The organism is Chryseobacterium candidae (assembly GCF_004916905.1).
Classification (GTDB): domain Bacteria; phylum Bacteroidota; class Bacteroidia; order Flavobacteriales; family Weeksellaceae; genus Chryseobacterium; species Chryseobacterium candidae.
Genome location: NZ_SDLV01000002.1, coordinates 23,904 through 50,088, shown reverse-complemented (window position 1 = coordinate 50,088; position 26,185 = coordinate 23,904). Strand labels below are relative to the sequence as shown.

Annotated in this window: 25 protein-coding genes; 8 read left to right on the top strand and 17 right to left on the bottom strand. The window is 36.2% G+C overall.

Going from position 1 to position 26,185, the window contains the following annotated elements; translation table 11 throughout:
- Window positions 1-29: 29 nt before the first annotated feature.
- The 4 genes from EK417_RS00485 to EK417_RS00470 all read right to left on the bottom strand — a co-directional run bounded on the left by EK417_RS00485 (window position 30) and on the right by EK417_RS00470 (window position 2,386).
- Window positions 30-746, bottom strand: a complete 717-nt coding sequence (locus EK417_RS00485; RefSeq protein WP_136521047.1) for a DUF3822 family protein — start codon at window positions 744-746, stop codon at window positions 30-32.
- 18 nt (window positions 747-764) lie between these two features.
- Window positions 765-1,259 (bottom strand): DUF8465 domain-containing protein, encoded by a 495-nt coding sequence (locus EK417_RS00480; protein ID WP_076597171.1) that lies wholly within the window; start codon window positions 1,257-1,259, stop codon window positions 765-767.
- 103 nt (window positions 1,260-1,362) lie between these two features.
- Entirely contained in the window at window positions 1,363-1,860 is a 498-nt protein-coding gene (locus EK417_RS00475) for a metallophosphoesterase family protein (protein WP_110368329.1), read from the bottom strand.
- Between the two features lie 58 nt (window positions 1,861-1,918).
- Window positions 1,919-2,386, bottom strand: coding sequence for a hypothetical protein (locus EK417_RS00470; RefSeq protein ID WP_136521046.1), 468 nt, complete (start codon window positions 2,384-2,386; stop codon window positions 1,919-1,921).
- A gap of 88 nt (window positions 2,387-2,474) precedes the next feature.
- Here EK417_RS00470 and EK417_RS00465 point away from each other — a divergent pair, with 88 nt between their 5' ends.
- The gene (locus EK417_RS00465) at window positions 2,475-4,019 is read left to right on the top strand and encodes a serine hydrolase (RefSeq protein ID WP_136521045.1); all 1,545 of its coding nucleotides are present in this window, start codon (window positions 2,475-2,477) and stop codon (window positions 4,017-4,019) included.
- Window positions 4,020-4,124: 105 nt separating this feature from the next.
- Here the strand turns inward: EK417_RS00465 and EK417_RS21340 are convergent, their stop codons facing one another.
- The 3 genes from EK417_RS21340 to EK417_RS00455 all read right to left on the bottom strand — a co-directional run bounded on the left by EK417_RS21340 (window position 4,125) and on the right by EK417_RS00455 (window position 5,475).
- A complete protein-coding gene (locus tag EK417_RS21340; RefSeq protein ID WP_228457862.1) occupies window positions 4,125-4,451 on the bottom strand; it encodes a zinc metalloprotease in 327 nt (108 codons plus the stop codon).
- A gap of 51 nt (window positions 4,452-4,502) precedes the next feature.
- Window positions 4,503-4,643 carry a zinc metalloprotease gene (locus EK417_RS21335; RefSeq protein ID WP_228457861.1) on the bottom strand — a complete coding sequence of 47 codons (141 nt, stop codon included), beginning with the start codon at window positions 4,641-4,643 and terminating at the stop codon, window positions 4,503-4,505.
- 355 nt (window positions 4,644-4,998) lie between these two features.
- Window positions 4,999-5,475 (bottom strand): SixA phosphatase family protein, encoded by a 477-nt coding sequence (locus EK417_RS00455; RefSeq protein WP_062675602.1) that lies wholly within the window; start codon window positions 5,473-5,475, stop codon window positions 4,999-5,001.
- A 115-nt stretch (window positions 5,476-5,590) separates the two neighbouring features.
- Here EK417_RS00455 and ruvX point away from each other — a divergent pair, with 115 nt between their 5' ends.
- From ruvX to EK417_RS00425, 6 genes are all read left to right on the top strand, one after another.
- Window positions 5,591-6,007, top strand: coding sequence for a Holliday junction resolvase RuvX (gene ruvX, locus EK417_RS00450; RefSeq protein WP_076597176.1), 417 nt, complete (start codon window positions 5,591-5,593; stop codon window positions 6,005-6,007).
- Window positions 6,004-6,576: a peptide deformylase gene (gene def, locus EK417_RS00445; protein ID WP_076597177.1), complete on the top strand. Its 573-nt coding sequence runs from the start codon at window positions 6,004-6,006 to the stop codon at window positions 6,574-6,576. The genes ruvX and def overlap by 4 nt, the downstream gene beginning before the upstream one ends.
- A gap of 74 nt (window positions 6,577-6,650) precedes the next feature.
- The gene (locus EK417_RS00440) at window positions 6,651-7,211 is read left to right on the top strand and encodes a DUF5606 family protein (RefSeq protein ID WP_076597178.1); all 561 of its coding nucleotides are present in this window, start codon (window positions 6,651-6,653) and stop codon (window positions 7,209-7,211) included.
- A 232-nt stretch (window positions 7,212-7,443) separates the two neighbouring features.
- Window positions 7,444-8,211: a nucleoside triphosphate pyrophosphohydrolase gene (mazG, locus tag EK417_RS00435; RefSeq protein ID WP_076597179.1), complete on the top strand. Its 768-nt coding sequence runs from the start codon at window positions 7,444-7,446 to the stop codon at window positions 8,209-8,211.
- Between the two features lie 56 nt (window positions 8,212-8,267).
- A complete protein-coding gene (locus EK417_RS00430; RefSeq protein ID WP_136521044.1) occupies window positions 8,268-9,143 on the top strand; it encodes an SdiA-regulated domain-containing protein in 876 nt (291 codons plus the stop codon).
- A 35-nt stretch (window positions 9,144-9,178) separates the two neighbouring features.
- Window positions 9,179-9,994 (top strand): hypothetical protein, encoded by an 816-nt coding sequence (locus tag EK417_RS00425; RefSeq protein ID WP_136521043.1) that lies wholly within the window; start codon window positions 9,179-9,181, stop codon window positions 9,992-9,994.
- An 83-nt stretch (window positions 9,995-10,077) separates the two neighbouring features.
- Here the strand turns inward: EK417_RS00425 and EK417_RS00420 are convergent, their stop codons facing one another.
- Together EK417_RS00420 and EK417_RS00415 are read right to left on the bottom strand one after the other, a co-directional pair.
- A complete protein-coding gene (locus EK417_RS00420) occupies window positions 10,078-10,800 on the bottom strand; it encodes a hypothetical protein (RefSeq protein WP_136521042.1) in 723 nt (240 codons plus the stop codon).
- Window positions 10,801-11,118: 318 nt separating this feature from the next.
- Complete coding sequence (locus EK417_RS00415; protein ID WP_136521041.1) at window positions 11,119-14,835, bottom strand: metallophosphoesterase; 3,717 nt, start codon at window positions 14,833-14,835, stop codon at window positions 11,119-11,121.
- A 26-nt stretch (window positions 14,836-14,861) separates the two neighbouring features.
- On the opposite strand from EK417_RS00415, the gene EK417_RS00410 reads away from it, so the two are divergent.
- Entirely contained in the window at window positions 14,862-16,037 is a 1,176-nt protein-coding gene (locus EK417_RS00410; protein ID WP_076597184.1) for a Pycsar system effector family protein, read from the top strand.
- A 118-nt stretch (window positions 16,038-16,155) separates the two neighbouring features.
- Here EK417_RS00410 and EK417_RS00405 read toward each other — a convergent pair whose 3' ends face one another.
- The 8 genes from EK417_RS00405 to nuoH form a co-directional block, all read right to left on the bottom strand.
- The gene (locus EK417_RS00405) at window positions 16,156-18,468 is read right to left on the bottom strand and encodes a GAF domain-containing protein (RefSeq protein WP_110368336.1); all 2,313 of its coding nucleotides are present in this window, start codon (window positions 18,466-18,468) and stop codon (window positions 16,156-16,158) included.
- A 293-nt stretch (window positions 18,469-18,761) separates the two neighbouring features.
- Window positions 18,762-20,141 (bottom strand): NADH-quinone oxidoreductase subunit N, encoded by a 1,380-nt coding sequence (locus EK417_RS00400; RefSeq protein WP_110368337.1) that lies wholly within the window; start codon window positions 20,139-20,141, stop codon window positions 18,762-18,764.
- Window positions 20,142-20,157: 16 nt separating this feature from the next.
- Entirely contained in the window at window positions 20,158-21,651 is a 1,494-nt protein-coding gene (locus tag EK417_RS00395) for a complex I subunit 4 family protein (protein WP_136521040.1), read from the bottom strand.
- Window positions 21,652-21,653: 2 nt separating this feature from the next.
- On the bottom strand, window positions 21,654-23,567 hold the full coding sequence (gene nuoL / locus EK417_RS00390) for an NADH-quinone oxidoreductase subunit L (RefSeq protein ID WP_136521039.1): 1,914 nt from the start codon (window positions 23,565-23,567) through the stop codon (window positions 21,654-21,656).
- Between the two features lie 2 nt (window positions 23,568-23,569).
- The gene (nuoK, locus tag EK417_RS00385) at window positions 23,570-23,899 is read right to left on the bottom strand and encodes an NADH-quinone oxidoreductase subunit NuoK (RefSeq protein WP_002983557.1); all 330 of its coding nucleotides are present in this window, start codon (window positions 23,897-23,899) and stop codon (window positions 23,570-23,572) included.
- Between the two features lie 4 nt (window positions 23,900-23,903).
- The gene (locus tag EK417_RS00380) at window positions 23,904-24,401 is read right to left on the bottom strand and encodes an NADH-quinone oxidoreductase subunit J family protein (RefSeq protein WP_034693417.1); all 498 of its coding nucleotides are present in this window, start codon (window positions 24,399-24,401) and stop codon (window positions 23,904-23,906) included.
- Complete coding sequence (locus EK417_RS00375) at window positions 24,401-24,958, bottom strand: NuoI/complex I 23 kDa subunit family protein (RefSeq protein WP_040996950.1); 558 nt, start codon at window positions 24,956-24,958, stop codon at window positions 24,401-24,403. Before EK417_RS00375 ends, EK417_RS00380 begins: the two co-directional genes overlap by 1 nt.
- 124 nt (window positions 24,959-25,082) lie before the next feature.
- Window positions 25,083-26,147: an NADH-quinone oxidoreductase subunit NuoH gene (nuoH, locus tag EK417_RS00370; protein WP_076597190.1), complete on the bottom strand. Its 1,065-nt coding sequence runs from the start codon at window positions 26,145-26,147 to the stop codon at window positions 25,083-25,085.
- Window positions 26,148-26,185: the final 38 nt, after the last annotated feature.

The window sequence follows — 26,185 nt, the reverse complement described above, 5'->3', positions numbered from 1 at the left end:
TCTAATTCCTATTACCTGCGGCCTGCAACCTAGTTAAGTATAAAATTCTTGTTTGGAATATTGTCAAAAACAATTTTCAGGTTTTTAACAAATTTCTGAAGTTCGGAAATGAAGGTTTCATTTTCCGTAGTTTCTCCATAAGCATAAAAGCTGGTTTCATTGATTCCAAAACCTATCTTACTCAATGTAAACATAATGAAGTAAAGGAAATCTACTTCTGAGTTGACATCAAGGTTATTATAAAGGATTATTTTTTTATTGTCAATCGCAAAAAACTCACATTGGTTATGATAAAGATTGATATGAATTTCCTTGTTGGTTTTATTATTAATTGAACTTAGAAACTTTTCTCCGGAGAAATTAAAATGAACCGGTATAGCCAGCTCTTTTATTTTCTTATAATAGTTTTTCGGAAAAGTATAATAAAACTGAATATTGAATTTTTTGTTAATAGAAAGCATCAGCTCTTCCTTTTCTCTGTCAGTCGGAGCGTTGAAAGCGATCAGGTCAAATCCTACCTCATGCTCAGAAAAACCTTCAGGCATCAGGGTAAAATGATTAAAAGCTGAAATCACATGGATTTCTTCATAGCGCTGCTTAATAAGAACTTCATCCAGCTTTTGATCAATAAGATTGGCTGGTGTCTCTTCAGTAACGAAATAAGACTTTTCCTCCAGAATGTTTTTGTTCTTAACAATCTGATAGATCAATCCGTCTTTGGTAAAAAGTAAATTAAGTACGTTCATATTTCAATTCCTGCAAATTTAGTGAAATTCTACCATTACCGCACCCGATTGATGGTGAAGTATTTCCTTATTATAAAAATCAATATTAACCTGGCTTTCCAGTACGTCCCGAACCATCCTCTGCAACGTTCCGTCACCAATGCCGTGAACAATTTCCAGTCTTTTCAGGTTGTTCTTTCTGCAAAACTCAATCACTTCAATCAGTCTTTCTTTTTGTATAAATAGTCTTTCGAAGCTGTCATAGTCATTGGGATTCTTTACCAAATTATGAAAATGCAGGTCTAAAACCAAATGATTTTTCTGATGTTTCTTAGAAATGATTTTTTTAGGCTCGGCTTTTCTTACGACTCTGATATTTTCATAGAGATCCGAATCTTTAGGAACCAGTTTTTCTTTGGGATATTGATGGGTAAATCCGTATTCATCTTTAAAAACGGCAATATTTCCTTTCACGGAAGTAATTACCCCGCTTAAATCCTCGTCCACTACCGAAACCTTATCACCGATCTTCATATTTTTTTAAGACTTGTCTGAACCCAATATTTGTGCAAAGGTAGAAAGTAAAACGAATGAACACAAACTCCTTTTTCTTCAAACTCTCAAGCTCTCTCACTTATCACACTCTTGATCCCAGTTCAATAACTTCCAGATCCTTGATTTCCTCACCGTCCACCACAAAACGCATCATCGTTCTTACTTTATGCCATCCCTGTTTTCCGCACGCGCCGGGATTCAGATGGAGAAGACTGTTTTTTTCATCATACATTGCTTTCAAAATATGAGAATGACCTGAAATAAATAATTTCGGTGCTTTTTCAGCAATTTCTTTTTTAGTGAGTGGAGCGTATTTTCCAGGATAACCCCCAATGTGAATCATCAACACTTCCAGGTTTTCACAAAAGAAACGGTTGACTTCCGGAAATTCAGCCTGAATTTTGGCATTATCAATATTTCCGTAAACGCCTTTCAGAGGCTTTATTTTTTCAAGCTGTTCAATCACATCCAGACTTCCGAAATCTCCGCAATGCCATACTTCATCGGCCTGAGAAGCATATTCCAGGATCCGGTCATCTATATAAGAATGAGAATCGGAAAGGAGAAGAACTTTTGTCATGTACTGCCATTTTTAAAACTGCAAATATAAAGAAGCTTTTATCAATTCACAGGAGATCCTAATCAGTAATATTTTTTGTTTTTCTGATAGAATCCAGTTTCATTTCAATAGCTGCACTGAAAACCTTTTTTAGTTTTAGTTGATTTTCCGTAAGCTTTGAAATAACAAAAGTACCAGTCATATTGGTATTGGAAGGAAAGACCAGAGTCACTGTAGAATCTGAAGCTTTTTTCCAGCTCCCGATATAACGGTCTGGTTTTTCACTTTTTTTAGTAACAGGTTCTTCCAAAGTATCATACCTTAAAGTAGATTTAATCAGATTCCCTGTAATTTTTCCGTTTTTCTGAAATCTGATCCCTTCTCTTCTTGCCTCAAAACCATCCTGCTTTTCATAAGTATAGATATAAGTATCCATTTTACTTAAATTCCAGGTTTGTAAAAGCAAAGGATTAGAAGTTCTGTCCTGGGCTTTGATACCACTGATAGTGAAAAGAGAGAAAATACAGATAGAAATAGGCTTTTTCATGAATACTGCTGATTTATCGTAAAGTTTTAGCACGGCTAAAATTAGCATCGCTTAATATTTAGTAAATTTGGGAAAATTAAAATAAACAATGAAACAGAAACTTTCTTTTTTCATTTTTCTTTTGACCGTAGGATTGGCCAATGCGCAGGTTGAAGAAAAAAAGCTGGATGAGCTGATCCGGAACACCCTGAAAACCTTTGATGTACCCGGAATGTCGGTAGGAATTGTAAAAGATGGAAAAGTAACCTATTCCAAAGGCTTTGGAGTTCGTTCTCTTACTACGAAGCAGCCTATGGACGATAATACATTAGTGGGAATTGCTTCCAACTCCAAAGGGTTTACCTGTGTGGCATTAGCAATTCTTGCGGATGAAGGAAAACTGAACTGGGATGATAAAGTTTCAAAGTATATTCCTGAATTTCAAATGTATGATCCTTACGTTTCTCAAAATGTAACGATCAAAGACCTTATCACGCACAGAGCGGGATTAGGACTAGGGCAGGGAGATCTTATGTTTTTTCCGGAAGGGGGAAGCTTAACAGTTAATGATATTGTTCATAACGTGAGATACCTGAAGCCTGAAAATCCTTTCAGAACAACACTGGATTATAACAATATCATGTTTATTGTTGCCGGAGAAGTAATTCACAGAGTTTCCGGATTAAGCTGGGCAGAATTTATTGAGCAAAGAATTATGAAACCGGCGGGAATGACTTCAAGTTTCGGAAGTTATAACAGAGCAAAAGCTATAGCAAACAAAATTGATGCGCACGCTCCGGTAGATGGAAAAGCAATTGCTGTTCCTCACGACTGGAACGAAACAGGTAATGCAGCAGGAGGAATTATGAGTAATATCAAAGATATGACGACCTGGGCAGAATGTCTGTTGAATAATTTCACCACAAAAGATGGTAAAAAACTGGTTTCGGATAAGAATGTTCAACAACTTTGGAGTCTGCAGATTCCAGATAGAGTGGCTGCAAAAAATCCTTATGACACAAGTTTCTATGGATACGGTTTAGGATGGTTTTTGAGCGATGTTAAAGGACACAAACAGGTACAGCATACCGGAGGATTGATCGGAACGGTGACACAGTTTACTTTAATTCCGGATATGAAACTGGGAATTGTAGTATTGACGAACCAACAGTCCGGAGCCGCTTTCAATACCATTACGAATACCGTGAAAGATTCTTATCTTGGGATAGCAGACAGAAACTGGCTGAAAACCTATGGCGACAGAATGTCTAAAATGGAAGCTGAATTCAATAAACAGAAGAAAGATGCTTTTGCAAAATCTGAAGCCTTTAAAAAAGAAAAATCTTTACAGCCAAAAGCAGAACAGTTTACAGGAACTTACAATGATGTATGGTTTGGTGATGTAGAAATTACACAACAGGGAAATAGCTACAGAATTGCGTGCAAAAACTCTCCAAGGTTAAAAGGAGAGCTGCTTCCTTATTCCAATAATTCTTTCATTATCAAATGGGACGACAGAAGCTATGATGCGGATGCCTACATTATTTTCAATTATGATGAAACCGGAAAAGCAGAATCTGCAAGATTAAAAGCAATTTCTGACGTAACAGATTTCAGTTTTGATTTTGATGATCTGGATTTGAAGAAGAAGTAAAAAACGAAAGCATAAAAGATATTCTATAAAGAACGGGCATTGGTCCGTTCTTTTTTGTTGCTCAAACACGAATTGCGCTAATTGTTCACAAATAACACTAATATTTTACTGAAGGAGGTTAAGGTCCTGCTGTGCTAAGGAAAGATCTGTGTTAAAATGTTGCTTTTCAAAGAAATTTTTTAATTCAAGAAGTCTTTTTTTATTGTCATAATGGACGCTTGAATTCAGTTTTCTTTGACATAACGAGCAGGCTCTTGCCAGGTGATAATCAGTTTCCGATAATGAATTGGTTCCGTTCATCACACAGTTGGCATTCAGGCAGTGGCTGATCCCAAACATATGGCCGATTTCGTGTGAACTGATTTTTATTAATCTTAAAAGACTTTCATTAAAATTTGAATCAGTTAAATGACCATTGGCAAATCTATACATCGAAGTTACTCCTACACCATCTTCATAAGAAGCCAGTCCGAAAACGTAGTTCTATTCCGGTTTTGGGAAAAGGTCTTTTTCGGTAATTCCCATCAGGACTACAGCATCTTTAGGCTTTTTTTTGATCAGAATGCTATCCAGCACATATCCTGCCAGAATCTGTTCCTGTCCTTCGTTTGAAATTCTTTTCACTTTTTCAGGAAAGATGGTGTTAGGCAGAGCAGGCAGTATTTTTGTTTCCAGCTTGTAATATATTTTTAAGTATTCTTTTGTGAGAGCTATTTCCTTTTTCTGAAGTTCATCAAAAGTTCCGATAGGCTGAAGATAGATGGTGTTTTTTCCAGGTTCGGGTTTTATTTTTTTTAATTTCTGAAAACCTTCAAATGTTTGGAAATGTTCATCATGATTTTACCTCCAGCTTCCGGGGTTGGGGGAAGAGGAAAGTTTTATGTCATTCTTTACGATAGACTCATAGTAAGTTTTGTTCTGTTTCTGACATGAGAAAAGAAGAGTAATTATTGTGACATAAAAAAATAAGGATGTAAAATTATATTTTCCCAGGCTCATAAAAGAACAGCAGTTTCTTTTTAGCCCCATCAAATTCAGACCAGGATTCACAGTCTACCTCAAAACCAGCCACTCCGCAGGTGGGGAAATGGAAAATATCCTCAGAAATGGAATTGGCAAAATTGGAAATTCCATTATTGTGTGAGAAGAAAGCTACCGAATTCAGGTTATCATCCAGATCATAAATTACAGATTCAAAACTTCTTTCCGAAGGATTATATAATTTTTCATCAGTTGAACAATTTAACTGATACGCCTGATTAAAAATTTTACAGGTGTTCAGTGCACGAACCGCGGGGCTGGACACAAAATGATCAATGGAAATATTATTGTTTTTCAGGAATCTGGACATGTGCATAGCATCCTCCAGACCTTTGTCTGCCAAAGGTCTGTCAAAGTCCTCCGTTTCTTCCGGCCAGTCGCTTTTTGCATGTCTTACGAGGATGAGTTTCTTCATATAATTGTTTTTTGGAAGATTAAAATTATAAAAAAAATAATGGAATAAAACATGATTTATATAAAAAAACTGCGTTATGAATAAAATCAGTAAATTTTACTAAATTTGCAGACTTATGGGACAAATCCTTGCAATAGACTACGGAAAGGCTCGTTGTGGTATCGCTGCAACGGATGATATGCAGATTATAGCCAGTGGGCTGGAGACTGTAGAGAACCGTTCTCTAATGGATTTTTTGAAAAAATATTTCAATGAAAACAAGGTCGATGAAGTCGTAATTGGACTTCCCATAGATTTGAAAGGAAACGTTTCAGAAATAGAAACGGATATTTTAAAATTCATAGAAGAATTTAAAAAAGAATTTTCGGATATTGCGGTTCACCGTTTTGACGAAAGATTTACTTCCAAAATGGCTTCATTCTTTATTTCCCAAAGTGGAAAAAACAAAAAGAAGAGGCAGGAAAAAGGGTTAATAGATAAAGTAAGTGCAACCATCATATTGCAGAATTTTTTAGAACAAAGATTAAGATGATATTACCGATAAGAGCTTTTGGGGATCCTGTTTTGAGAAAAGTAGGAAAAGATATAGAAAAAGACTATCCCGAATTACAGGAACTGATAGATAACATGTTCGAAACCATGTACAGCGCAAATGGCATAGGTCTTGCAGCGCCACAGATTGGTTTGGATATCCGTCTGTTTGTGATAGATGTAACACCTCTTGCAGAAGATGAAGATTATGAAGATATTAAAGATGAGTTGGCAGAGTTCAAAAAAGTATTCATCAACGCTCAGATTCTTGAAGAATCAGGTGAAGAATGGAAGTTCAATGAGGGCTGTCTTTCTATTCCGGATGTAAGGGAAGATGTAAAAAGAAAAGGAACAATCGTTATTGAATATTATGACGAAAATTTTGTGAAACATACAGAAACTTTTTCCGATATTAGAGCCCGCGTAATTCAGCATGAATATGACCACATTGAAGGAGTTCTGTTTACCGATCACCTTAGCGCTCTGAAGAAGAAACTGGTAAAAGGTAAGCTGACTAAAATCTCTCAGGGTGACGTAAACATCGGTTACAAAATGAGATTTCCAAAGTAATTAAATAAGGATTAAAACGAATAATAAAAAGCAAAAAGCCAGTGCTGATTGCAGAATTTACAAAAAATAAAATTATGCTGTTAGAAAAAATAATTTCAATTTCTGGAAAACCAGGACTTTTCAAATTAGTTTCTCAATTAAGAAACGGATTCATCATTGAAGATGTTACCAACAAGAAAAAAGTAAGCATTGGAAACTCAAGCCAGGTAAGTTTATTGGACAATATTGCCATGTTTACATTTGAGAAAGAAGTTCCGTTATTTGAAGTATTTGAAAATATTGCTAAAAACAACAATTATAAGGAAACTATTTCTCACAAATCTTCTGAGGCAGATTTGAAAGATTTCATGTTGGCATCTCTTCCTAACTATGATACAGAAAGAGTATACGCTTCTGATATCAAGAAATTGGCTCAATGGTACAACATCCTTCACAAAGCAGGATACATCACTCCTGATAGCTTTGTAAAAGCAGAGCCTGAAACTTTAGAAGGTGAACCTGCTGCAGAAGAAGTAAGCATTGAAAAAGATACTAAAAAAGCAGCTCCAAAAGCAGAAAAGCCTGCTGCTCCAAAAGTAAAAGCTACTTCAGCTGCAAAATCAGCTCCGAAAAGCACACACAGAAAACAAGGATAATTCATTTTTGAATTAAAATATAAAACCTTGTCCGGAAATTCCGGACAAGGTTTTTTGTTTTTTCAAACAAAAGATAATTACATGCTAGTATTCCAAACCTAGCAGGTTTTGAAAATCTGTTAGGTTTCCATATCGAATCTATCAGGATTCTGCACTTCGCAACTTTTACTTCCAACGTTTGTAATGATGTCCGAATATCCCTTACATTTGTATAAGATTGAATTTTCAAACAATGAATACGAAACAAGAGAAACTGGAGGCCTTCGGAAGATTACTGGATATTATGGATGACTTGCGTGAAAAATGTCCGTGGGATCAGAAACAAACGTTAGAGTCTCTTCGCCATCTTACCCTTGAGGAGACCTATGAACTCTCAGATGCTATTTTGCAGAATGATTTACAGGAAATAAAGAAAGAGCTGGGTGATGTTTTGCTTCATTTGGTTTTTTATGCTAAAATTGGTTCTGAAAAAGAAAGTTTTGATATAGCAGATGTCATCAATTCACTTAATGAAAAGCTGATCTTCCGCCATCCTCATATCTATGGTGATACTGAAGTGAAAGATGAAGAAGAAGTGAAACAGAACTGGGAAAAATTGAAACTGAAAGAAGGAAATAAGTCTATTTTAGGCGGAGTTCCGAAAAGTCTGCCTAGTTTGGTAAAAGCCTACAGAATTCAGGATAAAGTGAAAGGAATAGGTTTTGAGTTTCACGATGCAGAAGATGCATGGAAAAAGGTAGATGAAGAGATTCAGGAATTTCATGCGGAGACTGATCTGGATAAGAAAGAACAGGAGTTGGGTGATGTATTTTTCTCTTTGATTAACTATGCAAGAATTTCAGGAATCAATCCTGATTCTGCCTTGGAAAGAACCAATCTCAAATTTATTTCAAGATTTCAAAAGATGGAAAGTCTGGCTGAGGAACAGGATCTGAAACTGGCAGATATGTCTCTGGAAGAAATGGACGTTCTCTGGGAAAAAGCAAAAAAACTTTCATAATTCCTGATGGGAACAATTAATGCTTCTTACACTCAATTAAAATAATAAAAATAGATATGTTACGTTTGCTTATTTTACCTGCTTTGCTTTTATTAAGCTGCAATCCAAAAGCTCAGAATTCTCCCACTAATGAGGATGAATTGAAAGTTCAGTTTACCTTACCTAAAAAGTTGAAGGAAGTTTCCGGAATTACTTTGTCGCAAGATAAGAAAACAATCTGGGCAATAGAGGACAGAGGAAATGAAAATGCAATATACGGGCTGAGTGATAAAGGCGACATGCTGGCAAAAATACCGGTAGAAAATGCTGAAAATACAGACTGGGAAGATATTATATCTGATCCTCAGGGAAATATTTATATCGGAGATTTTGGTAATAATGATAATAACAGAAAGGATCTGGTGATCTTAAAAACAGATTTGAAAGACAGTAAACAAATTGTTACTAAAGTTGTTCAGACCACAAAATTTCATTATCAGGGACAGACTGAGTTTCCTCCAAAAAAATCAAATTTGCTGTATGACTGTGAAGCTTTTGTTGAAATAGACGGGAATTTTTACTTATTCACCAAAAACAGAAGCAAAGGTTTTGACGGAACTTTCCTTGTATTCCAGGTACCCAATAAAGAAGGTTATTTTGAAGCGAAGTTAATAGGAACATTAAAACTTGATGGAGGGTATAATGATGCAGCTATTACATCTGCTACCATCAACAGTACAAAAGATAAAATTGTATTGCTGACCCATAAAAATGTACACGTTCTTACTGGATTTACAGCAGACAATTTCAGTGCTGCAAAAATTCAGAAAATCCCTTTGAATCATAATTCCCAAAAAGAAGCTATGGTATTCTTTGATGATAAAACGCTAATGATTGCCGATGAGAAAGGGAAGAATGAAGGTGGAAATGTGTATACTTTTTCTTTAAATTAAATTATATATATTTATAAAAAATAAACTAACCAACCATGAAAAAATTACTTTACCTTTCACTTGTGCTGAGTTTGTTTTCCTGCAGCAACAGTGATGACACGACCGAAGATACTCCATCTCCAATTGTACATACAGAAAAAGCTTATGTATATAATACGGATGGTGTAGGAACAGTACCTAACCCTAAAGAATACTATGAGTTTACTTATGAAAACGGAAATTTAGTCAATGTTAAAGGACGATTTTTGCCCGTATTCTTTCAAATGTTTAACATGTTTTTCTCCGAATTAACTACTCAATTATCTTATAATGGTAACAAAATAAAGGTAAGTGTTTTAGAATTTGCTGGCATTTCCAAACATGATGAATATCTGTATTATATGGAAAACAGCAGACCCCAAAAAGCTGAATATTATTATGTTAATAAAGACACAGGGAATTCTCCCATAGTATATACAAAAACTTACACCTATGAGCAGGATAGAGTAGAAAAGACTTCTATAAAATTTAATAATGCAGCCAATACTGAATATGCTACAACATATTATTACGACGACAAAAATAACCTTATCAAATCTGAGATGCTTGAAACAGGAAATGGGGTAACTTATCAACGAACCACTACTACTTATTCTGATTTTGATAATGCTGCAAATCCATTTAAAAAACTTTATCTCATTAATGATGTTTTCTATGAGAAAAGCTTATCTGCTAATAATTTCAGAACAAAAGAATCTGTTGTTGAAAGATTAAATCCTAATAGCAGTGTTCCCCCAAAAATATCGAAAAAAACTTGGACCTATAAATATGATGTCAACGGACAAGTACTATTGTACTTTCCATTTCCATAAAAGATAAAATAAAACCCCACAAGAGAAATATGTGGGGTTTTTAAATAGATGAATATTATTGAAGTGATTGAAGTTTATAGTGTTTAAGGAGTAAGATAAGAGATATGAATATTTCCGCTTGATAATCTGAAATCCTGGGTATAACGACAGCGTATTCTGAAGGTTTCTCCTGTATTGAAAAAATTAATGGAGGAAAGATTATGATTCAATCCTGTAGTACGCTCTCCATGACCTGTTGATATTCCTGCAAGAGTTGTAAGGGTAGGTGATACTTTTTGGATATAGGAATTGGCTGTTCCTGCAGTTTGCCCTGATGGATTTAAATTGAGATCATACGTCACATAAGGAACAATATTGTAAAATCCCGGTTTTACTACTGTGAAAAGTCCGGTGGTAGAATTATACGTTAAATAAGCAGTATCAATCTTATTGCTTACATTGAAAACATAAGTCTGTGAATAACTTTCATGAGTATTAACCGGAGTAGAATGAGTACCCGTATAGCTTCCGCTTGCGGGACTAATGTTTGTTTTGTTTCCCACATATATTACCTTTAAGAAGTTTTCAGATTCAATCGTTTTCCATACCGGAGCATTACCCACTCCATTTGACATTAAGACCTCGCCTTTGTTTCCGGAATTACCTCTTGTTTTATCATCTCCGCCTACATTCAGGTCTTTAACTACCTGAAGTGAGCCATTGACATGTAAAGTATTTTGGGGAGTTGATGTTTCAATCCCTATCTGTGCATTTAAATGTATGAACATAGAAAATAATGCCATATACAATAGCTTTTTTTTCATCATTTGTTGATTTTTTAATTGGCACAAATATAAAATGTTTTTAAAATGTCTGTTTTTTAAGGAATTCATAAACATATTGAACTATGTCTTGTTTTTACTTATATAGCTGAAAATATGACTCTTATTTAAAAGCCATATTTATTTTATCAGTAAAAAATGTGAGTTGAAAGTTTGAATTATTAAATTTTATTAAAATTGAAGTTTTTTTCAAATACTCAGTTTGAATTATTTTAACATATTGTTAAGCAGTGATTTATGTTTTGTTTGCAATAGCAGTATTCAGCCCGGAAATTAGAATTAATTTCTTTTTAATGGCACAAATTAAAATTTCATTCCTATTCCTGCAGAAATTCTTCCGCCATCTGAACCATAGAAATAATTCAACCTTGCAGACATCATTTCCACAATACTCAGCCATACACCTGCACCAGCAGACTGATGCCATTTTCTGGAGTTCTCATTGTCATTCCATACACGGCCGATATCATATCCGATAAGAATTCCCATGTTGGCAGGAACAATATTATTTCTTACCCTTCCAAAATCCCACCGGATTTCTGAGTTATTGGTAAAATAGGATCTTCCGGAGAATCTTTCGTTTCTGAAGGCTCGCATTCCATTATTTCCTCCGATAGCAGCGGCCTGATAGAATTCAAAATTATTATTATTAATCCACATCACATTGCTGGAATTGGCGAATACAAATTTTCCTTTTTTATCAATCCTGTGGTCAATGGCAAGTTTTCCTTTTACCGTTACGAAATTCTTATTAAAATCAGAAAGAGTTGCTTTCCAGTCTGCATTCAGCATAAATTCCAGTCCAAGAGTAGGGAAGGCTGCATTATCTGCATTTTTATAGCCAAAGGTATAATTGGCTCCCACAAACTGTTGGCTATTAAATACACCAGGTCTCACATCCGGAGACTGGTTGATGAATCGGTCCGCTTTTCTCTGTACTTTATTATCTTCAAAAGTCAGTTGAAACTGGTGGCTGAGGTTCATCCAGCTTTTTTGAGAGATAGAAGGAGCAAAGTTGAATTTGGAAATTCTGGCTCTGTTGTATTCTCTTTCTGTATCCTCCTTGTCATAATCACTTTCGTTCGAAAGCCCAAAAAAGTTCTGAGAGAACCTTGGAGTGGTATAAAATGCATCAAGGTTAATATCCCAGCCTGAGATTGCTTTTTTAAATACACCTTTGTACGTAAGGCTAAATCCTGCAGTTGCCGTATAAAAATTAGCTTTTAAGCTGTGTCTCTGAGTGAAAGGATCACGTATAAAATTATTCACTGTATAATTGGCCAGAACTCCTACAATCACCCCATCATCCGGGTTGTAATCCAGGTTTGGATACCCTGCAACAGAATTATATTTAGGGTGTTTATAATTATAGCTGTTGATATCATAATCATCTGTAATATTCCTGGTTGCATTGCCTGTGTTATAAGTGTTTTTCTGAGATCTAAAATCATAAATCTTTACTTTTCTGCCATCTGCAACATTATAGGTATCATGATTGTATCCACCAATCAGCCGGATCGTCATTTTAGGATTTCCACTTCCTGTTACTACATAAGTATCATCATCTTCCAATCCGTAGATCCACAATTCTTTTGTTTTCGAATCATGATAAGTCTTTTCAAAAACAAGTTCATTCTGGTCTTTGTTCTTGCCTAGATAATATTGCTGAACAAGCACGGAATGTCCGTTTTTGGTGATGACAAACTTATCAGGATGTACCGTTCCCGCCAAAGGAACTTTTTTAAGCAGTACATCATAATACTGGGCGGCATAGGTCTGTAATTTTGTCTTTCTTATTTTCAGTTTTCTCTGGATTTCGGCAATGGTGTCATCCTGTACTTCTTTCGGAAGATTATGGAAAGCATCATCAATATCTGCATCAGTAAGATGTTCCTGAATATATTTTGCCTGGGTTTCCCATTCATTCTGGTCTGCACCTTTTAAGAAAACAAGATCCATCGGATAAGGTTCCATGGCAAGCCATTTTACACTGCTGATATCTTCTGTAAAGGTTTTCATATGGCGGATGGCAGGAACATTCATGATGATTTTAAAGGCTGCGCCGTCATATTTACTGAATGCCTGATCCCTGTCTTTAGGAATAGGTTTATAGATTATTTTATCACCCGCTTCATATTCTGCCCATTTCCACTGGTCGGAATGTCTGTCCCAGTCGCCGATAAGCATATCAAATAATCTTGCTCTGATATAAGATTCTCTGTCCACAGAATATTTATCGCTTTTGCTAAGATTTTTAAGTACATCATCCGTGGAAACGATATCTTTTGCATGGTCAAGATCAGCTAATGTTTTCGCATCGGAAGAAAACCGTTCTTCAATCATATACATTTCATCCCCGTAGTTTTCATTATATCTTCCCAAAGCCTGTTGCTTAGGAATATAATACAGTTTTGGATTACTGTGGAAAATACCCAGTTTTTCTGACATATTTCCAATCGTAAATGGAGTAAAGGGATGATTGGTGGTATAAAAATCAAGCAGGAACTTTTCAGGGAATGTATCTGCGAGTTCTTCTCCTAATGTACTTTTCTGAAAAGCCATATTGTTCAGGAAACGGATCGCACTTTTTTTTACTCCACGCATAACAAATTCCTGTCCGTCTTTAGCTTTCAGACGCAAACTATTGGATTGGTTTCCTCCGCCTTCCCGGAAAGGAATATACCCTCCGTTTAATTCGGAAAGATTAGCGGTTGGCGCTTCAATGGGAATTCCGTAATATCTTCTGTAATGATCTCCCCAAAGCCAGCGGTAAAACTTTCTTTTTTCAGTAAGCTGTACAGGGTAAATGGTTGAAGAGAATGTGGCAGGAAAAGAATTGGGGAAATTATTGATGAATACATCCGGTTTGGATATCACGGAAATATGAGTCAGTTTTTGGAGCTGAGCATCTTTAGTTGAAAAATACTCCACATCTGTACTTTCATCTTTTCTGAAATTTAAAACCGCAAAACCACTACCTCCGTAAGAAAAGTCTGTTTGTTCCACGATGGTAGACGGATCTGTTTTTGAGCCTGCTCCACTAATGATCTGTCTTAAGTTTCCATCTTCGTGATATTGCAGATTATGGTCATGACCAGATACGAAAATGATGTTTTCCTTATCCTGGACAATACTTTTCAGTCTGTTAGCCAGATCTGCATAATGTTGATTATTAATATCTTCAGGGCTGGCTCCCGAGGAACTCCTTAATACATTGATTACACTTGCTACTACAGGAACAGGAACTTTACTCTTTAAAGGAAAGAGATGGGATTTTGCAGAATTAAAACCTGCATGGGTTCCACTGCTGATGATAGGGTGGTGTAAAGCAACAATTATTTTTTTGCCCTGATTTTTAATGATAAGATCTTTGAACTCTGTGAAAAAATCTTCACGGGTTTTGATATTACAGTTTTTGTTGATTCCCGGATAATTATCCCAGTTGGCAATCACCCATTCTGTATCGATGGCAATAAGCTTTATATCTTTAGAAACGTTGATATCATCAATAGGACAGCCGTTTTTGGGTAGGAAAGCTTTTTTATCATCAAGATATTTTTTAACCAGTCCTTCCTGGGTATTCAGCCCTTCCAATCCACTATACCAATCATGATTTCCGGGAATTACTAATGTTTTTCCTTTGAAATTTTTGGTAATGGAAAGCTGGTTTTCCAGTTTTTGCTTTGCGAGGGAGTAATCTTTGTCTGTTTCTTTGGGCATACCATTAGGATAGATATTATCACCCAGAAAGATCAGCATAGAATTACTATCCGCAGAATCCAGTTTGCCTTTCAGTAAATTCAATGTTTTTTGTGCCTGAGGCTCATCTGAGTTTCCTGCATCTCCAATAAGAAAGAGTTTAAAATCATTTTCAGATTTTATTTCGGAATCTTTAACTTCAAATAAGTTTTTGCCCTTTTGCACGTTATAGGTAGCACAGGAATAAAGAGCTCCTGCGGACATTACCGTCCGAAGAACAATAGAAGTATTTTTTAGATGAGTTTTAAAGGATAAATTCATAAATTTACATTAACAAAAATTCAGGAATGAGCATTCTACACAAAGCTAAAAATTATGTTGAAATCTTATTCAAAGATAAGTTATCTTCGGTATATTTTTATCATAATTTTATCCATACTGCCTATACAGTCAATAAGGCTGAGGAAATCATGAAAAATACCCCTGTTTCTGAAGAAGATCAGGAGAAGGTACTTGTAGCATTATGGTTTCATGATACAGGGTATATAGAATGTGCCCTGAACCATGAGGAAAGGAGTGTAGAGGTGATGAAAGCCTTTTTACACCAGGAAAATTATTCTGAAGACTATATTGCAGACGTTGAAAAACTGATTCTGGCTACGAAAATACACTACGAACCTCAGAACTTACTGGAAAAAATTGTAAAGGACGCAGACTTCAGCCATTTTGCAGGCCATGATTACAGTGAAATTTCTGATGCTTTGAGAAAAGAATGGGAACTGACCAACGTAAGATGCTTTTCCAATGAAGAATGGAATGCCGGAAATCTTGATATGCTGAAAAACAAGCATACTTTTTATACAGATTACGCCAAAGAGAACTGGGAGCCTTTGAAAAAGAAAAATATCAAAAAGATCGAAAAGAAGCTGGAAAAAGAAGAAGAGAAAAAAGAAAACAAAAAGGAAGCTTCGGAGGGCAAAAAAGAAAAAGAAAAATCGGACAGAAGTGTGGATACCTTATTCAGAGTTACACTGAACAATCATACAAGATTAAGTGATATTGCAGACAGTAAAGCCAATATTCTTTTATCTGTGAACGCAATTATTATTTCGGTTTGTCTTTCTGTACTGGTTCCGAAACTGGATGCTCCTAAGAATTCACATCTGATTCTTCCAAGCTTCATATTATTGCTGTCCAGCGTACTGACGATTATATTTGCGATTCTCTCTACAAAACCGAATGTAACCAAATCAACATTTACTTCTCAGGATATTGCCAACAGAAAAGTAAACCTGCTGTTTTTTGGAAACTTTCAGCAGATGTTGTTTGACGATTATAACAATGCCATGAAAGATCTTATTAAAGACAGGGATTATATCTATGATTCTATGGTGAAGGATCTGTATTATCTGGGAAAAGTTCTTAACAGGAAATACAGGCTTTTATCCATTACCTATAAGATATTTATGGCAGGGATTATTATATCCGTCTTATCTTTCGGGGCTGCTTTTCTGAGTCTTTAATTAAAATATAGATAAAAAGTAATCACCCGGAATTTTTATAAGATTGACTGAAGATATGCCAAACTAAAGCTTTTCATGATGAAATAAAGGAGCATGATGCTTACGGCGTTGATAATCATTACTCCTGCGGAAGTGTAAAAGACACTCTCAGTGCCAGCAATCCCGTAATACCCTGAAGATCCTCCACTCTTAAAAATTCTATATCATTTTGTAAAACTCCTTTCTTCTGGAGTTTGGAAATATAGTCCAGGTATTCCTTCTGATTTTCCATTCCGAAATAGACGATGGTAATTTTTCCGGGAGCAGTGATGCGTTCTGAAGAATCTTTAATATGGGCTTTATCCAGACGTTTTTTGATGATTTCGTAATACGAATTGTAAGCTCCGTCTACATCAAAGCGTTTTTCATCCATTCTGAAGCGGATATCTATTTTTTCATTATATACAAAGATCAGTGAGGCAATATCCAGCTGTACAGGAAGATACTTTTTGAACGACTGAAATTCAAGTTCCATTTTACAGATGGTTTTCAGCTGCCAGTATCTCAGTTTGTGGACTACTTTCGAAGTATAATGAAGCTCAGGAGCGATGGTAGAACCAATATACAGATTGTGTTCTACACCATCAGACTTAAATCTTTCATAATAATGTGGAAAAATTTCCTGTGCCTTTTCCTGGCTTTCATCCAGCATATCGGCCAGCTTTCTGTTTACAAGCGTTATAGAGTCATCAAGTTTTTTTCTGTGATGATAAAACAGATCCGTAGAGGTAAAAATGTGCGAAAAATAGTCTTTAATCTTTGCCTTTATTTCTCTGGATGTTTTAATTTCCAGTTTTCCTTGTAAAAAAGGATGGATTTCTTCTCTTAATAACCTCTGAAAACGCTGTTCCGTATCTGCTTTGATCTCATTGTTGATCTCATTTTCAAAAACATCCAAAGCCAGTACAAATTTTTCCGAATCGGAATTCGTGAGTATTAAAATTTCATTCAGACATTCAATTTGTTGATTAAGATCCAGCAGCATCAGATTAAAACGTTTTTCCGAAGAAGAACGGATATCCGAAACTCCAAATAGCGGAGTAAGATTTTTGAATGCGATCTGCTTTAAGGTATATATTTTCTTTCCAAGTGATGCCGTAAAATATTTTTCAGCTTCATTTCTGAACTTCCATACCACACTGTCGTGGATGGTTGTATATTCACGTTGAATAATGGCTTCTATCTGATAATTTTTCTCAAAGTAGAATCTGTTCAGAGAGAAGAGAACCATATCAGTGAAAAACTCCAGTTTTTTCAGTTTCAAGCCATTGAAACTTCCGGCAATAGGAGAGGTGAATTCCATGATCGCAAGGAGTTCGCCGTCTTTCATGATGGGAATTACCATGAAACTGTTGATATTATTGTCCTTTAGAATACTGAAGGAAGGAAGCAGCTTGACATTCTCGTCCAGGTTGTTTACATTGGAAACAACCACAGGCTTTGAATTATGATTTAAATTATCAAAGGTACTTTTACGCGTCTCTTCATCAAATGCATTGATCCAGAAATCCAGGATATGATTCGTGAGCAGGCTTTCGTAAATCGGAAGTTTATCGAGTTTCTGTTCCTTTTTGTTGAAAGTCATCAACCCGAAGCTGAGTTCAGGAACATCAAAATAGGATTTGAAAATTTCGGTCAGGTTTTCGTTGGGATTCATATCTTCCGGATCAATTTCAATCATGCTTGATTTCAGATCGGAAAGGGCTACTTCAGAAGTACAGTCTACCAGTGAAATAATAGTAAATCCTTTCAATATCCAGGACTGAGATGGAAAATACTTTTTCCACAGTTTAAAGTCATCCAGATTTTCCAGCAGCATATCCAGAACATCATCCGATGGAATTTTGGCATCTTCTGTAGGCATAATTTCCGTAAAATCGGAATTGACCGTAATTTTATAATGCTTCATGATTCCCTGTTTGTTGGGAATGTCATAATAAAACGGAAGCATGCTTTTAATATCTTTTTTGAAATAGCTTTGAAGAATCAGACAGCAGCAGAACACATAAAATTCATTATCTGAAATATTCCTGAGTTCTATTTCGAAGTCTTTTCCGGCATCTTTCAGAATATCTTTAAACCTTTCAGTATAGTTGAAGGTAATGTTGGAAAGCGGAATGCTTGCCGCTTTTATTTCGTTTCTGGTAAGGCCTGTTGGGAAAAGATCAGCAAGAAGCAGTCTGATGAGGTCTTCGTATTTTTCAAGAAGGGCGGTGTCCTGAAAGCCTTCTCTGAGCTCTTTGAAATTTCTTGTACTCTCAATCAGAGACTCTGCATAATTGACTCTGTATTCCAGTCTGTCATTATATCGGATATGTTCCAGAACATCCAAATATTTTTTGAATGATATATAAACCTGAAAGGGAGAGTCTTTTTTATAGAGATTAGCCAAGAGCTGAAAAATTTAGAGTAAAGTTATGAAAAAAGGAGAATATTAATAGGAGGATGTTTTTATTTTATCGTACATAATTTATTTATGCATTTCGGAAATTTTATAACGTATTTTACTATTCTTTGCTGTTTTTTTGAACGGATGATGATCAATGTTACTGATTAGTAAATTGTGTTTTTTTTTTTTGAATAATTTGAATAAAAAATACTATTTTGTGATATTCATTATTCAGATATGAACATAAAAAAGCACAACTGAGAAGTTGTGCTTTTTTATATGTTAGAATTCAGGTTTTACAATCCGAACATTCTTGCAAATAAATCCGGGAAAACTCCAAGGATAATGATCAAAGCAATAACAACTACTGCGATGATGTTGTAAGTAAGGGTTACTTTTTCTGACGATTTGAATGTTGATTCTTTAAAGAAGAACATCGCAATGATCAGTCTTAAATAGTAAGCAATAGATAGGGCAGAACCTAACACAGCTACCAGTACTAAGAAAGCAGCACCGTTCATAGCCTGGGAGAATAAAGCAAATTTCCCCATGAAACCAGCTGTTAACGGAACTCCTGCCATTGAAAGCATAGAGATCGTTGCTACAGTGGCTAATAAAGGTTCGGTTTTTGCCAATCCTTTGAATGCTCCGAAAGAGGTTTCTCTCTTTAATTTCTCTACCCAGATCAGACACATGAAAACCCCTACTGTAGATAAAGAATAAGCAAATAAATAGAATGCAAGGTTATAAGTAGAAAGGCTTGTCATTCCGAAGAATACCAACCCGATATATCCTGCGTGGGAAACTGAAGAGTATGCCAGCATTCTTTTTGCATTCGTCTGAGCAAGACCCATAACGTTTGCCAAAAGCAAAGTAATGATTAGGAATACTCCTAAAACATTGATCCATTCGTGGGTTACCCCAGCGAAACCAAGCGTCATCAATCTGAACAGGGCAAAGAATCCTGAGATCTTTACCACACTCGCCATGAATGCTGTGATTAATGAAGGTGAACCTGCATATACATCAGGACTCCACATGTGGAAAGGTGCCAGAGCTACCTTGAATGCCAATGCACAAAGAATCAGTAATACCCCTAAGATGAACATTACATTTCCAGCATTTGCTACTCCAAAATCATGAATCTTGTAAAGATCAAAACTTCCTGCACTTCCGTAGATGAACGCAATCCCGAACAGTAAGAAACCTGTTGCAAAGGCACCCATAAGGAAATATTTAATAGAAGCTTCGTTGGATCTCAAATCAGTTTTGTTAGCTCCAGCCATTACATATAATGGAATAGAAAGGATCTCAACTCCTAAGAACATCGTTACCAGGTTCTGGTATCCGAAAAGGATGATCCCTCCACATAATGCAAATAGCATCAATGCATATAATTCCGACTGGTGGCTTCTGTGATTGCTGAATGCAAAACCTCCAAGGAAGAATAACAATAAAGTTGTTACGATTGATATTTTAGTGAATAATGCGGTATTGTCACTGTACTCATACATATGCTTGTAATGGTCGAAGAACGAACATTCCGGCATAAAACTTACATACAATGCAATGATTAATCCCAAAATCCCAATGTATCTTGCGAATTTTCCTTGTTCAAAAACTCCTGAAAATAACGCAATAACTGCCGTTAGGAAAACAATAATTAAAACACTCATTTCTTAAAATATCAAATTAACTTACCATTGATTGGTAGATAAACTTCACCGAACTACTCACCATGTCAATTACCGGTTGTGGGAAAATACCTAGTAAAATCACAAAAACCGCTAAACTTGCCAATACAGAAAACTCTACACTCGATAAATCTTTTGCTGTACTTAAAACGGCTTCATCTCCTTCTCCAAACATTGCTTTTCCGTAGAATCTCAATAAATACACCGCACAAAGAATTACCGTAAGACCAGCAATTACTGCTGCTGTTCCGTTAAAATCATATACTGATTTCAACAAAATAAATTCTCCGATGAATCCATTGGTCAATGGAACTCCCATTGAACCTAATATAATGATCAGGAACAATACAGCAAACTTAGGAGCTACTTTAGCTAAACCACCCATCTGTCTGATGTCTCTTGATTTAAATCTCTTGTATAAAATATCACAACAGTAGAATAATCCTACTACGTTGATACCGTGGGCAAAAGTCTGTACCAATGCTCCTTCAGCTCCTTCCACATTGAAAGTTCCTCTAAGAGTAACTACTGCAGAAGCGAAGATCCCTGCTACCATCAATCCTACGTGAGAGAAAGATGAATACGCAATGATTCTCTTCATATCCGTTTGGATAATAGCGATCAAAGCACCATGAACAATTCCTACAATGGCAAGAATAATCACAATCTGCCCGGAAATTCCTGCTATCGGAAGCGGAGTGATTGGAAGTAAATAACGCATTACCCCATATACTGCCATCTTCAGCATGATCCCTGATAATAACATCGATCCTTGAGTAGGAGAGTAGGTATAGGTATCAGGCTGCCATGTATGGAAAGGGAATACCGGTAATTTCACTGCAAAAGCAAAGAAAATAAACCAGAATACCACAGTCTGCTGTACTTCGTTAAGCTGGGCATTATATAAATCTGTTAAAGCGAATGATGCAGAGTGGTTGTACACATAGATCAATCCGGCTAACATAAATAATGATCCCACGAATGTATATACGAAGAATTTCGTAGTGAACTCGAACCTTTTATTCTCCTGTCCCCAAAGTCCGGCGATGAACCAAATTGGAATCAAAGTGACTTCCCAGAAAATGTAGAACAACAATCCGTCTAAAGAAGTAAATACCCCTACAAGACCGAACTGCATCAACAGAATCAATCCGTAGAATGTATTTCTGTAGTTTACACTTTCGTTGAAAGATGATAAAATAATGATTGGAGCCAGAATATTGGTCAGTAATAAAAGAAGCATGCTCATTCCGTCAACACCGAAGTGAAGAGAGCTCTTCATAAATTGTGACCATGGATAATTGATCTCATGCTGCAATACGCTGTCTACTGTCGGAGTAAAATCAAAATCCGAAAGCATATAGAACGTAAGGAGCATTTGTACCAATGCGATTCCAAGCGCCAAATATTTGCTGGAATTACTCTTCCAGGCAAAAACTAATCCCGAACCTACTAGAGGTAATAGTAATAATGTTAATAACAAACAAGACATTATTATTGTAATAAAAAGTTAACAATTAATATAATTCCCACCGCTAAAGACATGATAAGGATATATGTCTCTACATTTCCGTTCTGTACACGCTTCATAGCTTTTCCGCTGTCTTCAGCACCATCACCTACAAAGTTTACAAAACGGTCTAAGATACCCTTATCAAACATTTTTCCTCCGCGTCCTAATCCTTCAACAGTTTTTACAATCAATGCGTTGTAAAGTTCGTCAACGTATAATTTCTTAGCAGAAAGCTTTTCCCATCCGGTATAGTTTTCCTCTGCAACAGCCATCTTTTTCTTACTTACATAAGTATTTCTAACGATGAACCATACAGTGAAGAACATCAGGATTGTTGCTGCTAATAATATCATTTCAGTATTAAAAGGTACTCCTGAAAGAGTAGCTTCCATCTGGCTGTAGCTTTGTTCTGTAAGAACTGGCTTTAACCATTCCATCAGTTTAGCATAATGCCCGTGACCGATGAAGTGTGGCAGGTTGATAAAACCTCCGATTACAGAAAGAATAGCCAATACGATCAATGGTAATGTCATATTAGACGGGCTTTCGTGTAAGTGGTGTTTCTGTTCTTCAGTACCTCTGAATTCTCCGTGGAATGTCAAATAGTAAAGTCTGAACATATAGGTTGCAGTCATTGCCGCTAAAACAAATAAGATTACCCAGTAAACAGGGTTTTTAGCGAAAGCTGCTACTAAAATTTCGTCTTTAGAGATCATCCCTGATAATAAAGGGAAACCTGAGATGGCTAATGTTCCGATAAGGAATGTAGCGTGGGTGAGAGGAATATATTTCTTAAGACCTCCCATGAAACGCATATCCTGTTCGTTGCTCATAGCGTGGATTACTGAACCTGCACCTAAGAATAACAAGGCCTTAAAGAATGCGTGTGTCATTACGTGGAACATAGCCGTTGTATACGCTCCCAGACCTAAAGCGATAAACATAAATCCAAGCTGTGAAACGGTAGAGTATGCCAGTACTTTTTTGATGTCGTTCTGACGAAGAGCATAGAATCCTGCTAAAGCAGCCGTTAAGAATCCGATGAATAAAATTACTCCCTGCACAGTAGGTGCTAAAGTAAATAAGAAGTTGGATCTTACTACTAAATAGATACCCGCTGTTACCATTGTTGCTGCGTGGATCAACGCTGATACTGGTGTTGGCCCGGCCATCGCATCCGGTAACCATGTATATAATGGAACCTGAGCAGATTTACCGGTAGCACCGATGAATAAACTCGCTGTGATAAAGATGATCACTGTTCCGTCCAATTCAAATTTTGAAGCGTTTTCTGCTACAGAAAGATAATCTACAGCATTGGTCTGAGAAGCGATCATGAAGATACCGATCAATAACGCAAGGTCACCAATTCTGTTCATGATGAAAGCTTTTCTTGCCGCTTTACCGTATTCTTCATTGGTATACCAGAATCCGATCAACAGGTAAGAACACAGACCTACACCTTCCCATCCGATGAACAGGATAAGGTAGTTGCTTCCCATTACTAAAAGTAACATCGAGAAGATGAAAAGATTCAGATAAGTAAAAAACTTGTAGAATCCTTTATCATGACTCATATATCCGATAGAGTATAAGTGGATCAGTGAACCGATACCCGTAATGATCATTACCATCATTAAAGAAAGCTGATCTATCTGGAATCCAAAATTGATTTGAACTCCATTTACTCTAAACCATTCAAAAGCTTTTACAATAACAGGCTGGCTTTCAGAATTGAAATTCATGAAAATACTTACTGCAATACAGAAAGATCCAAAAACCATCAAAGTAGCCAAAGATCCTACCAATATTTTGGGAAGATTTTTTCCGAACAGCCCGTTAATAAGAAACCCTAAAAGTGGTAAAAGTACTATTGCATATACTAGATTCTCCATTCTTATCCTCTTAATTTATTAAATATACTCACATCTACAGAACGGGTGTTTCTATATAGCATCGCAATAATTGCCAGACCTACTGCTACTTCAGCAGCTGCTACCACCATAATGAAGAAAACTAAAAGTTGTCCGTCGCCGTTGCCTTTGTATGCTGAAAAAGCTGCCAATAAAAGGTTTACAGAATTCAGCATAAGCTCTACACAGCCCAGAATCACAATAGCATTTTTTCTAAGCAATACTCCCATTACTCCCAGACAGAACAATACTGAGGAAAGAATGATGAAGTAGTCCAAAGGGATGCTTTGTATAAATGTATTTACTTCTCCCATAATTTTATAAATCTTTTTTACCGATTAATACCGCACCTACAATACCTGCCAGAATTAGGATGGAAGCAAGCTCAAACGGTAAAACATATTCATTAAACAAAAGTCTACCCAGATTTTTGGTAAGACCAACCCCTCTGTCTACATTTTCAACAACAATGTGATTGTCTTTTACTCCTCTGAAAACTCCCAATACACCTACCAAAAGAAGACCTGCCGTAAAAACTCCAACAAATTTTAAAGTATTGTTCTTCTTACTTTCGTCTTGTTTATTAAGGTTAAGCATCATTAAGATATAAAGGAAAAGTACCATGATAGCACCTGCGTAAACAATAATCTGGATGATTGCCAGGAACTGTGCATTGAGAAGAATGTACATTCCGGCAATTGAAAACATCGTAACAATTAATGACAAAATAGCATAAAGAGGATTTCTTGCAAATACAAAGTAAACAGCACTTGCCACTGCTAAAAACGCCACCAAGAAAAATAAAAACTGATCCATTATTTTACCGCATTTTTTTGTTTCTCGGATTGTCTTGTTGTGATATCAATCCTTTCATTTATTTTTTCAACTAATTTATCTTTTCCGTAAATGAAAGAACCTCTGTTGGTTTCCACGTCTACCAATCTGTCGGTAAGATAGATGGCCGATTTAGGACAGGCTTCTTCACACATACCGCAAAAGATACATCTTAGCATATTGATTTCATATACTGATGCATATTTCTCTTCTCTGTAAAGACCTTTTTCCTCTTTAGTTCTTTCAGCAGCAGTCATTGTAATGGCTTCTGCAGGACAAGCTACCGCACAAAGTCCGCAAGCTGTACATCTTTCTCTGCCTTCCTCGTCTCTTTTCAAAACGTGCTGGCCTCTCCAGATAGTCGTTCTTGGTTTCTGTACTTCCGGATACGAATATACTGCGGGAGCACCCTTTATCACGGTTCTTACAGCATGCTTAAATGTAATCCCCATTCCTGTAAAGATGGCAGGAAGGTAGATTTTTTCAGCAAGGGTCATTTCTTTATTGGAAACAACTTTTGATCTGTTTGTAAGTTTCATTTAATTATAGATATTAGATGTTAGACACCAGATTTTAGACTAATCTTGTCTGTTATCTTAATTTTTAATATTCAATATTTACACAAACCTAACAGGTTTCAAAAATCTGTTAGGTTTAGATAATTTAATTTCCAAACGCTAAAATTACAGCTCCTGTAATTAATAGGTTTACCAATGCCATTGGGATTAAAGTTTTCCATCCTAAGTGCATTAACTGATCATATCTGAATCTTGGAAGTGTCCATCTGATCCACATAAAGATCAGAATTCCGATTACTGTTTTCGTAAGGAATGCTACGATACTTAAAATTCCTGCTGTGTTTTCTCCCCAGTTCTGAGTTACCCATTCAATACCAGGATAGTTGTACCCTCCGAAGAAAAGAACGACCATGAAAGCATTAGAGATAAACATGTTCACATATTCTCCGAACATATATAAACCTAACTTCATGGAAGAGTATTCTGTAGAGTATCCTGTTACCAATTCAGATTCACACTCAGGTAAATCGAACGGGTGTCTGTTGGTTTCAGCTAAGGCTGCTACAAAGAAAACAAGGAAAGCGATCGGCTGGTAGAAAATGTTCCAGTTCAATCCTGAAACCCAAGGAATAACGCCCCATAATTTTCCGGTAGTCTGACTTTCAGTAATTTCTTTCAAGTCTAAACTTCCAGCCATCATGATGATTGAAAGAAGTGCTAGTCCCATTGCCAGTTCATAAGAAATCATCTGAGAAGAAGCACGGATAGCACCTAATAATGAATACTTGTTGTTCGAAGCCCAACCTCCGATCATAATTCCGTAAACCCCTATGGAAGCCATACCGATGATGAAAAGTACACCAACGTCAATATTAGCTACCTGAAGATCAAAAGAAGTACCTGCAATATTTAAACTTTTACCCCAAGGAATCACAGCTCCTGTAATCAATGAAATAAACATCACCAAAGCCGGCCCTAATACGAAAAGGAATTTTTCTGCATTGGCAGGCGTAAAGTCTTCTTTAAAGAAGAATTTTCCACCGTCAGCAAGAGGCTGCAGCAATCCGAAAGGTCCGGCTCTGTTGGGACCAATTCTATCCTGCATGATAGAGGCAACTTTTCTTTCTGCCCATGTAGAGTAGGCTGCAATCGTAAGTGACAGCAGGAAAAGCGCTAGTACAAGTATAAGTTTAAATGTAAGTAAATCCATTTTTTATTTTAAATGTTTGAAGATGGGAGCTGGAAGCT